The organism is Coriobacterium glomerans PW2, assembly GCF_000195315.1.
GTDB lineage: Bacteria > Actinomycetota > Coriobacteriia > Coriobacteriales > Coriobacteriaceae > Coriobacterium > Coriobacterium glomerans.
In genome coordinates, this window is record NC_015389.1 from 82098 (window position 1) to 96456 (window position 14359).

Consider the following 14359-nt stretch of genomic DNA (forward strand, 5'->3'; position numbering starts at 1 on the left):
GCAGGCGACGGGCGGGCGCTTCGAGACGCTCGGCGCAGCTGGGTAGAATAGCGCTCATACGGGTGTCTCATCGGATGGAGTGGGGTGGTCTCATGAAATCGAGCAGGCGCGCAGGCGAGCGCTCGCCGCAGCCGACAACGATCGAGGTGCGCGGCGCGCGCGTGCACAACCTCAAGAACATCGATGTGTCGGTGCCGCTCGGCAGGCTCGTCGGCATCGCGGGGGTGTCCGGCTCGGGCAAGAGCTCCCTTGCGCTGGGCGTGCTCTACGCCGAAGGATCCCGCCGCTACCTCGATGCGCTGTCCACCTACACGCGCAGGCGCATCGCTCAGTATGAGCGCGCGAAGGTCGACGAGGTGCTCCACGTCCCGGCTGCGCTCTCCCTGCGACAGCGGCAGGCGACGCCGAGCGTCCACTCCACGTTCGGCACGGCCTCTGAGCTGCTCAACTATCTGCGTATCATGTTCTCGCGCCTGGCGAGCCACGAGTGCCCCAACGGACACCACGTGCCGCCGACCATGAACGTCGCGCTGGGTCTGCCCATAACCTGCCCGGTGTGCGCAGCGAGCTTCTGCGCGCCGGGAGCGGAGGAGCTCGCGTTCAACAGCACGGGCGCGTGTCCCACCTGCGGCGGCACCGGCGTGGTGCACGCGGTGGACAAGTCGAGCCTGGTGCCCGACGAGTCGCTCAGCATCGATCAGGGCGCCGTCGCCTCCTGGCGGCAGCTCATGTGGAAGCTCATGATCCAGATCGTACGCGAGCTCGGCGTCCGAACCGATGTGCCGTTCTGCGAGCTCACAGCCAAGGAGCGCGATATCGTCTTTCACGGCCCGGCCGAGAAGCGCCATATCCTGTACCAGTCGCCCAAGACCGGCGAGGCGGTCGAGCTGGACTTCACCTACTTCAACGCCATCTACACGGTTGAAAACGCGCTGTCGAAGGTGACCGACGAGAAGGGCCTCAAGCGCATCGCCAAGTTTTTGACCGATAGAACCTGCCCGGACTGCGGCGGCACGAGGCTCTCGGCGCGCGCTCGATCCCCGCTGATAGACCACCTCTCGCTGGCCGATGTCACTGAGTTCACGCTCGCCGAGCTCCCAGGCTGGATCGCCTGGGTCCCGGAGATATCTCCCGACGAGATCAGCGGCATCGCCGAGAGCGTCGTCGAGGAGATGCGCGAGCCGATTCAGCGCCTCATGCAGCTGGGGCTCGGCTATCTCACGCTCGACCGGGCGAGCGCGACGCTGTCCACCGGCGAGCTGCAGCGCGTCCAGCTCGCCCGCGCCGTGCGCAATCGCACGACCGGTGCGCTCTACGTCCTCGATGAGCCCTCTATCGGACTGCATCCCACCAACATCGATGGCCTGCTCGGTGTCATGGGCGATCTGCTCGAGGACGGCAACTCGGTCGTCGTGGTCGACCATGACATACGCGTGCTGCGCGAGGCGGATCATCTGATCGAGATGGGCCCGAGATCCGGTGCGCAGGGGGGAACCGTCATCGCGCAGGGCACGGTCGAGGAGGTCGAGCGGACGAAGGACTCGCGCATCGCAGCGTTTCTGAGCGGGGAGCGCCATGTCCGCGTGCGCGAGCGCGCGACGTCCGATGCGATGTTCGACGAGGGGACCATCCACATGGAGACCGGACCGATCCACACGGTCGGACCGCTTTCGGTGGACATCCCCTACGGTCGCCTCACAACGGTGAGCGGCGTGTCGGGTTCGGGCAAGACGACGCTTGTGCTCGAGAGTCTCATCCCGGCGCTGCGCCCGCTCAAGGCGCATGCCAAGCTGCCCGCGCACGTCCGCCGCATCGAGCCGGGGCGCGTGGAGCAGGTGAACCTCATCGACGCCGATCCGATCGGCGTGAACGTGCGCTCGACGGTGAGCACCTACTCCGGTGTCCTCGATGAGCTGCGGCGCGCCTTCGCGGCGACACCCGAGGCGAAGGCGCGCGAGCTCGGTGCGGGCGCCTTCTCCTACAACACCGGATCCCTCCGGTGCCCCACCTGCGACGGCACCGGGCAGATCTCGCTTGACGTGCAGTTTCTGCCCGACGTGGACATACCGTGCCCGACCTGTCATGGCTCGCGCTACGCACCGGAGGCCTACGAGATCACGCGCGCGGTGCCCGACGGCTCCGAGTCCGAGCGGATCGCGTTGCCCGATCTGCTCGAGTGCACCGTCGATGAGGCGATGGGCTATGTCGGCGACGTGCGCAAGGTCGCGGCTCGCCTGCAGATCCTGCGCGATCTCGGCTTGGGCTACCTCACCTTGGGCGAGGCGACACCCGCGCTGTCAGGCGGCGAGGCGCAGCGGCTGAAACTCGCCAGCGAGCTCAAGCGCGATCAGTCCGATACCCTGTTCGCGTTCGACGAGCCGACGATCGGCCTGCATCCGCTCGATGTCGAGGTGCTGCTCGGCGTGCTGCAGCGGCTCGTGGACAACGGCGCGACCGTCGTGGTGATCGAGCATGATCTGGATGTGATCGCCAACTCGGACTACCTCATCGACATGGGGCCCGAAGGCGGTCAAAATGGCGGGCGGATCGTTGCTGCGGGCACCCCCGAGCAGGTGGCGCGGGTCGCCCGGAGTCGCACGGCGCCCTACATCCGCGTGGAGCTGGCAGCTCCGGCGACACCTTCACAGACCGGCGGTCACGCCTGATCGCACCTGGGGACGCGGCCGAACGTACTCGACGACCTCGGTGAATGGGCGCCGTTGCTTGGGGTGGGGACGGTGGTTCGGGTCGTGGATGCCGAACTGAACCATGGCCGAGATGCCCCATTCTTCAGGATCGATCAACCCGCGCTCGCTGAGAAGCGCGTTCATCCTCTCGGCTGAGAAACCTTCGATGGGGGTCGAGTCGATGCCAAGCAGAGCCGCCGTTGTCAGCATATTGGACAGCGCGAGGTAGGTCTGCTTGCCGGCCCAATCGAACAGCGTGCGATCGCTGTCGAGGATGTGCAGATCGTCGCGCTGAAACGCCTCGAGCTTCTCGAGGCGGGCGATTTCGTCCTCCTGCAGATAACCCTGGATGTCATGCAGGATCCGGTGCACCCACGTGCTTCTTGCGTTGACGCTGCGTCGCGTCAGCAGGATCACGGTTCGGTCGGCATCCATCTTGATCCCCCAAGATCTCGCGCGAATCTCATCTATGAGGTCACGATCCTGGATCACGAGGAACTTCCAGGGCTCAAGGCCGAAGGAGCTTGGCGAGAGCCGACCGGCCTCCAAGATCGTATTGAAATCGCTATCCGAGACATGGCCTGCAGGATCATAGCTCTTGCAGGCGAAGCGGTTCTCGAGCGCGCTTATGATCTGATCTGACATCTTCTCCGTCATGGATTTCCTTTCGCGGTATCGGTTGCGATGCGACTCAAGTCCCCTTCCACATGGAGGCGCTGTTTCCACCATGATCGATATACCCCGTTCAGAGGCGTGATTTCGCCGAGCGCGCGTGCTAGAGTGGTTGAGCGAGCATAGGGATGTTTTCGTTGCTCCCAGATGAGTGCGGGTGGAAAGGCAAGCCCATGACGAGGTTCAACGGCAAGAGCAGCTGGTGGTTCATCGCTTTTATCTTGGTCTGGACCGCCGTGATGTTCATCATCATGCTGATCCCCTCACCTGTGGCTTTGTGGATCGCGGGCGCCGGGCTGCTGATGTCGATCTTCCTCATCAGCACGCTCATCCGCAACCACGTGGATGTCTTTGATGACCGTGTCGAGATCTGCTATGGTCCCATGACCATCAGAATAACGATCAGCAGCATACGCTCGGTCGAGCGCTCGCACTGTCTGCTCGCGAGTACGGCGAATTCGTTCGATCGGGTGTATATAACAGTGCGCGGCATAGATTGCTGTGATGACACCCTCGTGTCGCTGAAGGACAATGATGCGTTCATCGAGGCGGTTCGAGACCGCCTTCGCGATCTGAGGGCAGAAGCATCCGATGTGTCCGAATGCGCGCATCCCACGTCGAATGCCCCGTGGCTATGAACCAGTTGAGGATCTCGATGCTATCGTCGTTTGCCCTAGGGGGTATGCTGTTGGAGCGGGTGCCAAAAAAATCCGATGCGATAGGAAAACCGTTGAGAAGGGACGCGTTCGACGTGAGAGAAAAGAATCCATGGAGCATTCAGCGCACAGAGCTCATCAAGGTACTGGGGCAGCTTTCCGATGCGAAGGCACCCTCGGGTTTTGAAGACGAGGTCGTTGAAATCGCACGGGAGTTCAGCGCGGGGTGGGCCAGCGTAACGACCAACAGTCTGCTCGACACCTTCATCAAGCCCAAGACGTTCAGCGGGAAAAAGCCCGTGGTCATGCTCGATGCTCACGCCGATGAGGTGGGCGGCATGGTGAAGACGATCCGTGAGAACGGCACGCTCGCATTCGTGGAACTCGGCAGGTTCTCGCCGGGTGCGCTCGCCGGGCAAGATGTGTTCGTGCGCACCGTCGACGGTGCTTGGATCCGCGGCACGATAGGTGTGAAACCCCCGCATTTCATGAACGCTGCCGAGCGAAGCGGATCGAGAGCGCTCGAGGAGATCCTCGATATAGGAGCGACTTCCAAGCAGGATGCGCGCGATCGCTTCGGTGTCGGCATCGGTGAACCCGTGGTTCCCGCGACGCGCTTCAGCTGCGACGCCGGCCGCGGCATCGCGTTCGGCAAGGCGTTTGACTGCCGCGCGGGCGTCTGCGCGCTGCTCTTCTCACTGCGCGAGCTCGCACGTCGGTCAGATCTTCCATTCGATGTCATCGGATCGATCTCCGCGCAGGAGGAGGTCGGCGAGCGAGGCATAGCTGCTGCGGTGCGTCGCGTAGATCCCAAGGTCGCCTTCATGTTCGAGGGCTGCCCTGCGGACGATTCATTCACGCCGGCGAGCGAGGAGCCGACGGCGCTGCATCAAGGGCCGATGTTTCGCTATTTCGATCACAGCATGATCACGAACCCGCGCTACCAACGACATGTCCTGAGCGTGGCCGAGCGCTGCGAGATCCCCGTGCAGGCCGCCGTGCGGGAGGGCGGCGGTACGAACGGGGGGATCGCGCATCTGCTCGATGTGCCGTGCGCGGTCGCGGGGATCCCGTGCCGCTACATCCATACGGCCACCTCGATTTGCGCCCTCGACGACATCGAGGCCGCTGCGCGCGTGGCCGTGGAGGTCGTCTCAAGCCTGACTCCGAAGATCGTGGAGGCCTTTTAGCCTTGGAACGGCTTCGCTTGGGCGTTCATATCGCCCTTGCGATAGGGATGGGCGAACGGATCAAGCCGGATGTCGATGAGCTCACCGAGACGTTGCAGGACATCTGCCGGAAGAGCAACGGCCCCATCATCGTCTGTCCCTCCGAGCGGACAGATCGACGTCGGCGCGCGCCCGTCGGATGCATCTTCTGCTGAGACGGCGCGCAACCTTGCCAGATCCGCGGGGGCCGCTTCGATCCTCATCAGGTCGCCGACGAGGCGAGCGCGGACCTGGCTGAGTCCCAGCTTTTCGAGCAGGTCCTCACATGTGCGAATCTGCTCGATTCTGCCCGCAGTGAGCCGCTCACCTGTCGCGATGCGCGTCGCCAAGCAGGCACCCGAGGGCAGATTCCATACCGGGTAGCCCCATGCGCGCAGCAGCTCGCGCTCCTCTTCCTTGTGCCATCCGGTCTCCAGGAGCGGCGACCTCACTCCCAACTCCGATATGGCTCGCATGCCGGGCCGGTAGTCACCAGCGTCATCGGCATTGCTCCCATCGGCCACGACGGCGTAGCCCCTCTTGCGAGCCTCGGATACGATGCGGGCGAAGCCGGCGAGCTTGCAATGGTAGCAGCGGGCTTCATCATTGCGGGCGATATCGGGGTCGGCAAGCGGGTCGAGTGCGACCTCAACGACGGGAAGCGGCAGAGCGCACAGCACTGTGGCGGACCTGCGGACGGCACCGCGTTCGGTTCGACCGTCGATCGCTTGAGCCTCGTCGGGGTTTTTCGTCATCTTCTGGAAGGAACGCTCCTCCGGTGTGCCGACAAGCGGCGTGCTCAAATGAATGAGCAGCGTGCGATCTGCCATGATGCGCGCGCAGACAGCTGCCAGAAACGCGGAATCGACGCCGCCGGAGAAGCCGATCGCGATAGATCCGAACGATCGCAGCAGAACATGCAGCTGCCTGAGTTTGTCTCGCATGTCGGCACACCTCCTCAATTCGAACTCGACCAGTGATCGCCGCGGCGACTCGCATCTCGTTACAGATAGACACCGAGGTTCAGCTCGGGTACATGCGAGGTGGCCGAGCTGCATCCATCGCCTTCGCGCGCGCGTGAACCGAGGGTGCTGGCACGTGCGAGCAGAAAAGGTCTGATGATCTCCTCACGGTGGGCGGATGCCCTTTCGCCTCGGGCTGCGGCCGCGCCGGCGCCTCGGGTGCCGATGCGATCGAGCTGCCTCGCGCCGATGGCTTCGATCGAGGCGCGCACAGCCCGACGTCCCATCTCGTATCCCACGGGAGCGCAGGTGGTGAGCTCCAGCATGCCGTTCCAGGCAAGCGGGTTGCCGTCGCAGCCCGCGACCATGACATCCTCCGGTACGGCGAGGCCCGTCCTGAGGCACGCTGCCAGCGCACCGGCGGCGAGCACGTCGGTGAGCCCGATGATGAAATCGGGTCGATTCCTCCTCGCGCGGCGTGCCAACTCGAGACCGAGACTGTATCCGTCTCCTGAGACATCTCCGTCCCCCGCGTCGATGATCTCGAGGTTGATCTCGCCATGAGACGTCAGCGCCTCTCTGATACCGGAGAGGCGCAGCTCGAGCTTGCACGAATCAGAGCGACCGATGACGGCTACATGCTTGGCCTGACGAGCCCGGGCGTGCTCGGCGATGATGCGTCCCTGCGCTTGGCTGTCAGCTACGACGAAGCAGCCCGCGGCATCGGTTTTCACATCGAGAAAGACGTTTGGGATCGAAGAGGGGCTCGAGGGCGCGGACCAGCTGTCACGACCTACCGGCTGTATGAGAACAGCGGCAACCTGAGCTCCCATGAACGAGCTGAGATAGCGGCGCTCCAGACGCTCATCCCCTCCGACATCTGCGATGAGCAACGAGTACCCTCTCGCATGACACTCCGCGCGGGCGCCTCCGGCTATCTCGATGCTGAGGCCCTCGCTCAAGCGCGGAAGCACCAAGCCGATGGCTGCGTTCGTGCCGCCTGCGAGCAATCTGGCGCTCTGATTGGGAGTGTAGCCGAGCATATCGATGGCCGCCTCGATGCGAACACGGGTTTCAGGTCGCACCTTGTCGGGATGGTTGAGGGCATTTGAAACCGTTCCGAGTGAAACACCTGCCTCGCGGGCGACATCTATGATCTTCACACCTGACATGAGCCGCCTTTCATCGGAGAATCACGAGACCGAGGGCACACGAAGCCCTGCGGCCGCTGAGCTGCCCAATTGTATCATGTTGGGATCGCGGTTCTGAGGGATCGCGCCCGCGCGCCCCCTAGCTGATGCGCGGAGCACTCGTCGCGCGCCCTGTCCTGTCTTCTGCAGGGTTTCGCTCGATCTTATGGAAAAACCCGTCAGCTTTGTGAGCGGTCATCGCCGGGGAACGGCTTGCTCTCGTCGTTCGATACAATGAGCGGGAAATGTGTTTCGATCTGTCAGGTCTTCATTGAAATCGGCACGAAGGGAATCGCATATGTGCGGGATCGTCGGCTACACGGGGCTTGATGCAGCGAAGGATATTCTGGTATCGGGGCTCAAGCGCCTCGAATACCGAGGTTACGACTCGGCAGGTGTCGCGCTCGAGCGCACCGGCGCCCGCGGCGCGCACGCCGCCGAACCGGCACCGGCGACGACGATCGACGTCATCCGCCGCGTGGGCAAGGTCTCGGGTCTTGAGTCGGAGCTCGCAGGGATCGATCTCGCATCGACCTGTGGCATCGGCCACACGCGCTGGGCCACGCACGGCAAGCCGTCCCAGGACAACGCGCATCCCCACACCTCCTGTGATGGCAGGATCGCGATCGTGCACAACGGCATCATCGAGAACTTCGTCGAGCTCCGCTCAGAGCTCGAATCACGCGGCCACACGTTTCGCAGCGAGACCGACACCGAGGTCTTCGCCCATCTCATCGAGGAAGCCTACGCCGCCAGCTCCGATCTCGATGCGGCGGTGCGCGAAGCGTGCACGCGCGTCGTGGGCGCCTACGGTCTGGCGGTCATGTGCGCAGACGAGCCCGGCGTCATCGTCGTGGCACGCAAGGACTCGCCGATCATCATCGGGCGAGGAGAGCGCGGCAGCTATGTGGCATCAGATGTCATCGCGCTGATCGATGCGACGCGCGATGTCGTGGTGCTCGAGGATGGGCAGTTCGCGCGGCTGACGCCGCAGGGCATCAGCTACACCGACGATGCGGGTCGCACCATCGAGCCGGAGATCACCCATGTGGACTGGGACGTCGACGTCGCGGAGAAGGGGGGATACCCGGACTTCATGCTCAAGGAGATCTCCGAGCAGCCGCGCGTCGTGCGCGACACCCTGGTGGGGCGCATGCGCGGCGGCGAGCTCGACATCGACGAGCTCGGTCTCAGCTATGAGGAACTCGATATCATCGATCGCGTCTACGTGATCGCCTGCGGTACGAGCTTCCACGCCGGTCTCATCGTCAAGAACATGATCGAGGGCTGGGCGCGCATTCCCTGCGAGGTCGAGGCCGCGAGCGAGTTTCGGTATCGCGATCCGATCATCACGCCGTCCACGCTCGTCGTTGCCGTGTCGCAGTCCGGCGAGACCGCAGACACCCTGGCGGCCATTCGCGACGCGCGCATCAGAGGTGCCAAGGTCTTCGGGATCACGAACGTGATCGGCTCGCCGGTCGCGCGCGAGGCCGATGGCGTCATCTACACGAAGGCCAACAAGGAGATCGCAGTCGCCTCCACGAAGAGCTTCATCGGACAGGTCGTGAGCCTGACGCTGCTGGCGCTCATGCTCGGACAGGTCAAGGGCAAGCTCACCTGCGGCCAGGTCCGCATGCTCTTCCACGAGCTCGGCGACACCGCCGAGCAGATCCAATGGATCATGGACACGCAGGGCGCGGCGATCCGCGAGGCGGCTCTGGCATGCAAGGATGCGCAGTCGGCCCTGTTCGTGGGTCGCGGTGTCGGCTCGGCGATCTGCTACGAGGGCGCGCTCAAGCTCAAAGAGGTCAGCTATCTGCATGCGGAGGCCTATGCCGCCGGCGAGATGAAGCACGGGCCGATCGCGCTGATCGAGCCCGGTTTCCCGGTCATTGCTGTGACCACGAGAAGCCCGGTGTACGACAAGACCGTCTCGAACCTCAAGGAATGCGAGGCGCGCGGTGCCGAGATCATCGCTGTCGCCACCGAGGGCGACGAGGAGATCCGCGCCATCGCCGATCATGTGATCTACATCCCGCGCGTGCGCGACTGCTTCTCGCCGATCACCGCCACCGTTCCGCTGCAGCTGCTCGCCCGCGAGGTCGCGCTGCTGCGCGACTGCAATGTTGATCAGCCGCGCAACCTCGCGAAGTCGGTCACGGTGGAGTAGCCGGCGGCCGGCAAAGAGCGCAGCAAGAGGGCTCGGAGCTACATCTCCCAGCCCTCTTGAATGGACTCATAGAATGTCGCCTGTGGAAACATATCGTGAATGGATCTGCCGTCGCGCCAGGGAAACTCGACGAGTTCGGACATGGTGGTGACCAGATCGGTACAGTCGGTGAACCGTCCCTTGTCGTTGAGCTTCGAGCAATCCTGCACGCGCCAGTAGCCATCGGTGTGAGTGATGTAGTACTGATCATCGTCGATATCCATGAACACGCGCGTCTTGGAGCGTAGGTACGCGAGAAACTTCTCGAAGTCTATATCGATTGCTTCTACTGCCTTGAAGCCCATGGGTGTCTCCCGTCATCGTGTGCCGAGATCGCGGCACGGTGCCAGTAAAACCAGAGACCTTCAGTTAACCGCGGATCGCGGTCTTGGATCCGAACTTTTAGGTGGGTGGTGCCACCCGGCTGGTAGGCGTTTCGCTCTCACCGAATACTCAGATTCCCGATGCTCCCTATTCAGAGGTTCGGCAATGGCTAAAATCCCGTTTCTTTTGTATCAGAGTGCCGTCTCGCCCATGGGTCGCGTCGATGGCTGTGGCATGACGGCCGACCGTTCGCCTGCGATATCGTCTCTCCGAGCGATGTCTCGCAGCCAAGCGAGATAGGAGTGCGCGCTCGCCTCCACGTCGCTGTCCGTGATGTCGTTTTCGGTTGCGAACAATGTGAACGCATGGGTCTCGCATGTGGCGCCGAGAAATCTGACGGTCGCGCGGAAGGGAACCATGATCTCATCGAACGTGAATCCGGCGGCACCGGTCGCGCTGTAGTTTGCTGCGGAATCACCGGCACTCGTGGCGAAGGCGAAGCGCTTGCCCGCGAGCTTGCGCCCGGGCTCACCGGGAAGCGCGCGATCGCCACCGTAGGCCCAACCGAATGCGAGAACGCGGTCCATCCACGTGCGAAGCAGAGCCGGGCAGCTGTACCAGTAGACGGGGAACTGGAAGACGATCAGATCGTGTGACTCGAGTGCGGCCTGCTCGTCGGCGACGGCATCATCGTCGATCTGCCCGTCTGGATACAGAGCGTACAGATCGCGCACATCGAACTCATTCGAATGCGCGCGCAGTTCAGAAAGCCATCGTCTGTTCACGCGCGAGCTCCCGTGGAGGTGGGGGTGAGCGATGATGACAAGTGGATTTCCCGTCATGTTTCTCCTTTCGTCGACGTTTTTCTTATCGAGCGCGCGGACATCCCCGCTTCCTCAAGCGCGGGCCGTCGGTGCGTCCGCCGCGACAGCGCCCGTTTGCGAGCCGCGTCGCTCGCTGCTCTGAGCGCCCGTGCAGGTCTTGGTTCGGGCGAGCCGCTCGACAGCCTCTTGCAGATTCGCAACTTCCTTTTCGAGTTGCTCGATTCTCTTGCAGGCCCGCGCGATCGCCCGTCGGTTCCAAAGCACTTCCTCCTCATCCGGGGCCGTCGCGCGCATGAGTCCAGGGCGCTCATCGAGTGTCTCCCGTGCGATGCGCCGGCCGTTTCGGCGCACGATCCTGCCGGGGATACCGATGACGGTGGAATTATCGGGCACGTCCTTCACGACCACGGAGTTGCTCCCGATCTTTGCACCCGATCCGATCCGGATGCTGCCGAGCACCTTCGCACCGGCACCGACCATGACACCGTCACCGAGGGTGGGATGGCGCTTGCCGCTCTCCCGACCGGTGCCGCCCAGGGTCACGCCTTGATAGAGCACGCAGTCATCGCCCAGGCTCGCCGTCTCGCCGATCACGACGCCCGCCGCATGGTCGATGAACAGCCGACGTCCCACTTTCGCAGCCGGATGTATCTCAACGCCGGTGACGAGGCGCGTGATCTGCGACAGGATGCGCGCGGGTCCGCGCAGACGATGTCTCCACAGCCACCGCTCAGGAGCGTGCATCCACTTGGCGTGAAGCCCGGGGTAGGATAGAAAGATCACGAGAGCGCCCTGAGCGGCAGGGTCGTTCCGCTTGACCGTCTCGATATCCTCCCTCATGGTTCCTATGAACCTCATCATCCGACCTTTCGCTTCATCTGCCCCTCTGTCGCGCGTTTAAGTATAGCGATACGCTAGGTTTTATCCTAGTGCGCGGCGCCGCGCATGATGGCCATGGGGTCTATGCTTATACCCGCGTCATCGCTCTCGGTGCGCGCTCATTCGGGTTGTCGCGATGATTGTGTGATGTCCCAAGCGCATGCGTTCGAGCGCGGCGCGCGGCATGGGAAATCATATGCGCAGCAGGTATACTGAACGATCGTGTCCGCTGGCGCGCATGCGCCGCGTGATCGAGCAAGCACAAGCGCCTCTTGGTGCGAGGCCGGACAGCGAGGTAAGTCGTATGGGATTGCTCAAAGGCATCGTCGAGCTTCTGAAGAACCCGCGGGATGCGATTTCCGCATGGATCGCGATGGGTCCGCTGTTTGCCTACGGCTTCATCTTCCTGATCGTATTCATAGAGACCGGCGTGGTCTTCATGCCGTTTTTGCCCGGGGATTCCCTGCTGTTCGCGTCCGGTTTCTTCGCGCACATGGGCAGCATCGACATCTTTGCGCTGCTGCTGATCGTATGGACCGCTGCGATCGCAGGCGATCAGTGCAACTTCTTCATCGGCCATTTCTTCGGCAGCCGAATCATCGCATCGGGCAGGATCCGAGCGATGACACCCGAGCGGATCGCCAAGAGCGAGGCCTTTCTGGATCGCTGGGGCCGACTCGCGATATTTCTGGGTCGCTTCTTTCCATTCATCCGCACGTTCGTCCCGTTTCTCGCCGGCATCGGCGGCATGCAGTGGCATTCATTCATTCTGTTCAACATGCTCGGCGGGATTACCTGGTCGAGCATGTTCGTGCTGATGGGATATTTCTTCGGCGGCATTCCCGTCGTGGAGGAGCACTTCGAGGTACTGATCGTGGCCATCGTGGCCGTGTCGGTCCTGCCCATGATCGCAGGTCTTGTGCGCTCCAGACTGTCCCGCAAGTCGGAGGATCGATCGGCTCCCGACGCCTGAGGCGCGCCTCGCGTGATCGGGACGCAGACGCGTTTCCGGCAGACTGTTGCAACCGTATGAACTCATCGGTCGCTTCGCTCCAGCCGGAGTAGAATGCACTCATAGGAGCAGCACGCGCACGAAGGGACGATCGTGATGACGCAAATCAAGAATCTGGATTGGGAAAACCTGGACTTCGCGTATCAAAGCACCGATTACAGCTACGTTTCGAACTGGTCCGACGGTGCATGGGATGCCGGGTGCCTGACATCCGAGCACACGATCACGCTCTCCGAGTGCGCCGGGATCTATCAGTACTGTCAGGAGTGCTTCGAGGGACTCAAGGCATATGCGACAGCAGATGGCGGCATCGTGTGCTTTCGACCTGAACTCAACGCGGTGCGCATGAGCGCTTCGGCGACACGTCTCGAGATGCCCCCCTTCCCGGAGAAGCGCTTCGTCTCTGCGGTCGAGCAGGTCATCGATGCAAACGCTTGCTGGGTGCCTCCGTACGGATCGGGAGCAACCCTCTATGTTCGTCCCTTCATGATCGCCACCGGTGAGGTCTTGGGCGTCGCTCCCGCGAGCGCCTATCAGTTTCGGATCTTGGTGACGCCTGTCGGCCCATACTTCAAGGGTGGGATCAGACCGATCCGACTCACGGTGTCGCCCTATGACCGCGCCGCTCCGCACGGAACCGGCAACATCAAGGCCGGACTCAATTACGGTATGAGCATCAAGGCGACGATGGATGCTCATCGGGCCGGCTTTGACGAGAATCTGTATCTGGATGCTCAATCGCGCACCTATGTCGAGGAGACCGGGGGTGCCAACGTTCTGTTCGTCACCGCAGATGGAGCGCTCGTGGCTCCGCAGTCGCCGACGGACTCCATCCTGCATTCCATAACACGCCGGTCACTTGTGCAGGTCGCACAGGATCTGGGCATGCCGGTCATCGAGCGTCCCGTCAGCTGGCATGAGGTCGCCGAAGGGGGCTTCGCTGAGTGCGGGCTTTGCGGCACCGCTGCAGTCATCTCCCCGGTCGCAGAGATCCACAACGGCGATATCGTGGTGGTCTTCCCGCAGGGCCACGATGAGATGGGTCCGGTTATGGGCAGATTGCGAGAGACGCTCACCGGTATCCAAGAGGGTGCTCTGGAGGATGTCCACGGGTGGGTCCACACGATTCGCTAGAATCCTAGAATCGCGCGCACCTCGAGGCGTCCGCCGTCAGAATTTCACATGCGGCACATCGCGGGATGACTCCTCCGCCTCGAACCCTTTGCGCTCGCGAAACTGGAACACCCCGGCGAAGATGTTGCCGGGAAATGTCTGGATCGCGTTGTTGTAGGACAATACGCAGTCGTTATAGCTCTGGCGCGCGTAGGAGACCTTGTTCTCGGTGTCTTCGAGCGATCCCTGCAGCTGGATGAAGTTCTGATTGGCCTTGAGGTCGGGGTAGGCCTCTGCGACAGCGAACAGCTGGCGCAGAGCACCGGTGAGGACATTGTCCGCGGCCATCTTGTCCTCGGGGCTGCCGGCGCTGACGGCGGCGTTTCGGGCGCGCGTCACGGCGTCCAGCGTCGTCTTCTCGTGTGAGGCGTAGCCGCGCACGGTCTCGACCAGATTGGGGATCAGATCGAATCGACGCTGCAGCTGCGTGTCAATGTTTTGCCAAGCGTTGTCGATGCGATTTCTCAGCGTGACCATGTTGTTGTAGATGCCGGCGACGACGATGCCGATGAGCACGACGACGATGATGACGACGATGATGGGAGTCATGATGTTCCCTTTCT

Annotated in this window: 13 protein-coding genes; 6 read left to right on the forward strand and 7 right to left on the reverse strand. The window is 62.8% G+C overall.

The window, feature by feature from the left end; translation table 11 throughout:
* Window positions 1–92 precede the first annotated feature (92 nt).
* Window positions 93–2666, forward strand: coding sequence for an excinuclease ABC subunit UvrA (locus tag CORGL_RS00395; protein WP_013707946.1), 2574 nt, complete (start codon window positions 93–95; stop codon window positions 2664–2666).
* Here the strand turns inward: CORGL_RS00395 and CORGL_RS00400 are convergent.
* Window positions 2643–3332, reverse strand: a complete 690-nt coding sequence (locus tag CORGL_RS00400; protein WP_156789842.1) for an NAD(P)H-dependent oxidoreductase — start codon at window positions 3330–3332, stop codon at window positions 2643–2645. The genes CORGL_RS00395 and CORGL_RS00400 overlap by 24 nt on opposite strands.
* 200 nt (window positions 3333–3532) lie before the next feature.
* On the opposite strand from CORGL_RS00400, the gene CORGL_RS00405 reads away from it, so the two are divergent.
* Complete coding sequence (locus CORGL_RS00405) at window positions 3533–3997, forward strand: PH domain-containing protein (RefSeq protein ID WP_041738444.1); 465 nt, start codon at window positions 3533–3535, stop codon at window positions 3995–3997.
* A gap of 113 nt (window positions 3998–4110) precedes the next feature.
* On the forward strand, window positions 4111–5205 hold the full coding sequence (locus tag CORGL_RS00410; protein ID WP_172633498.1) for a M42 family metallopeptidase: 1095 nt from the start codon (window positions 4111–4113) through the stop codon (window positions 5203–5205).
* On the opposite strand, the gene larE is transcribed toward CORGL_RS00410, so the two are convergent.
* On the reverse strand, window positions 5202–6167 hold the full coding sequence (gene larE, locus CORGL_RS00415) for an ATP-dependent sacrificial sulfur transferase LarE (protein WP_013707950.1): 966 nt from the start codon (window positions 6165–6167) through the stop codon (window positions 5202–5204). The genes CORGL_RS00410 and larE overlap by 4 nt on opposite strands.
* A 59-nt stretch (window positions 6168–6226) precedes the next feature.
* The gene (locus tag CORGL_RS00420) at window positions 6227–7357 is read right to left on the reverse strand and encodes a LacI family DNA-binding transcriptional regulator (protein WP_013707951.1); all 1131 of its coding nucleotides are present in this window, start codon (window positions 7355–7357) and stop codon (window positions 6227–6229) included.
* 316 nt (window positions 7358–7673) lie between these two features.
* Between CORGL_RS00420 and glmS the strand changes: the two genes are divergently transcribed.
* The gene (gene glmS, locus CORGL_RS00425; RefSeq protein WP_013707952.1) at window positions 7674–9545 is read left to right on the forward strand and encodes a glutamine--fructose-6-phosphate transaminase (isomerizing); all 1872 of its coding nucleotides are present in this window, start codon (window positions 7674–7676) and stop codon (window positions 9543–9545) included.
* A 38-nt stretch (window positions 9546–9583) separates the two neighbouring features.
* Here glmS and CORGL_RS00430 read toward each other — a convergent pair whose 3' ends face one another.
* The 3 genes from CORGL_RS00430 to cysE form a co-directional block, all read right to left on the reverse strand.
* Window positions 9584–9889, reverse strand: a complete 306-nt coding sequence (locus CORGL_RS00430) for a hypothetical protein (RefSeq protein ID WP_013707953.1) — start codon at window positions 9887–9889, stop codon at window positions 9584–9586.
* Between the two features lie 210 nt (window positions 9890–10099).
* On the reverse strand, window positions 10100–10750 hold the full coding sequence (locus CORGL_RS00435) for an NAD(P)H-dependent oxidoreductase (protein WP_013707954.1): 651 nt from the start codon (window positions 10748–10750) through the stop codon (window positions 10100–10102).
* Window positions 10751–10804: 54 nt separating this feature from the next.
* Window positions 10805–11572: a serine O-acetyltransferase gene (gene cysE / locus CORGL_RS00440; protein WP_245526912.1), complete on the reverse strand. Its 768-nt coding sequence runs from the start codon at window positions 11570–11572 to the stop codon at window positions 10805–10807.
* Window positions 11573–11915: 343 nt separating this feature from the next.
* On the opposite strand from cysE, the gene CORGL_RS00445 reads away from it, so the two are divergent.
* Together CORGL_RS00445 and CORGL_RS00450 are read left to right on the forward strand one after the other, a co-directional pair.
* Window positions 11916–12584 (forward strand): DedA family protein, encoded by a 669-nt coding sequence (locus tag CORGL_RS00445; protein ID WP_013707956.1) that lies wholly within the window; start codon window positions 11916–11918, stop codon window positions 12582–12584.
* A 135-nt stretch (window positions 12585–12719) separates the two neighbouring features.
* Window positions 12720–13757, forward strand: a complete 1038-nt coding sequence (locus tag CORGL_RS00450; protein WP_013707957.1) for a branched-chain amino acid aminotransferase — start codon at window positions 12720–12722, stop codon at window positions 13755–13757.
* A 36-nt stretch (window positions 13758–13793) separates the two neighbouring features.
* Here the strand turns inward: CORGL_RS00450 and CORGL_RS00455 are convergent, their stop codons facing one another.
* Window positions 13794–14345, reverse strand: a complete 552-nt coding sequence (locus tag CORGL_RS00455) for a LemA family protein (RefSeq protein ID WP_013707958.1) — start codon at window positions 14343–14345, stop codon at window positions 13794–13796.
* Between the last annotated feature and the right edge of the window lie 14 nt (window positions 14346–14359).

Excerpts from the sequence above, each read along its gene's own strand:
- CORGL_RS00405 (WP_041738444.1), top strand. The coding sequence starts at position 3,533 with ATGACGAGGTTCAACGGCAAGAGCAGCTGGTGGTTCATCGCTTTTATC.
- CORGL_RS00450 (WP_013707957.1), top strand. The coding sequence starts at position 12,720 with ATGACGCAAATCAAGAATCTGGATTGGGAAAACCTGGACTTCGCGTAT.
- CORGL_RS00430 (WP_013707953.1), bottom strand. The coding sequence starts at position 9,889 with ATGGGCTTCAAGGCAGTAGAAGCAATCGATATAGACTTCGAGAAGTTT.
- CORGL_RS00435 (WP_013707954.1), bottom strand. The coding sequence starts at position 10,750 with ATGACGGGAAATCCACTTGTCATCATCGCTCACCCCCACCTCCACGGG.
- cysE (WP_245526912.1), bottom strand. The coding sequence starts at position 11,572 with ATGAGGGAGGATATCGAGACGGTCAAGCGGAACGACCCTGCCGCTCAG.
- CORGL_RS00420 (WP_013707951.1), bottom strand. The coding sequence starts at position 7,357 with ATGTCAGGTGTGAAGATCATAGATGTCGCCCGCGAGGCAGGTGTTTCA.
- CORGL_RS00445 (WP_013707956.1), top strand. The coding sequence starts at position 11,916 with ATGGGATTGCTCAAAGGCATCGTCGAGCTTCTGAAGAACCCGCGGGAT.
- CORGL_RS00395 (WP_013707946.1), top strand. The coding sequence starts at position 93 with ATGAAATCGAGCAGGCGCGCAGGCGAGCGCTCGCCGCAGCCGACAACG.
- CORGL_RS00400 (WP_156789842.1), bottom strand. The coding sequence starts at position 3,332 with ATGTCAGATCAGATCATAAGCGCGCTCGAGAACCGCTTCGCCTGCAAG.
- larE (WP_013707950.1), bottom strand. The coding sequence starts at position 6,167 with ATGCGAGACAAACTCAGGCAGCTGCATGTTCTGCTGCGATCGTTCGGA.
- CORGL_RS00455 (WP_013707958.1), bottom strand. The coding sequence starts at position 14,345 with ATGACTCCCATCATCGTCGTCATCATCGTCGTCGTGCTCATCGGCATC.
- glmS (WP_013707952.1), top strand. The coding sequence starts at position 7,674 with ATGTGCGGGATCGTCGGCTACACGGGGCTTGATGCAGCGAAGGATATT.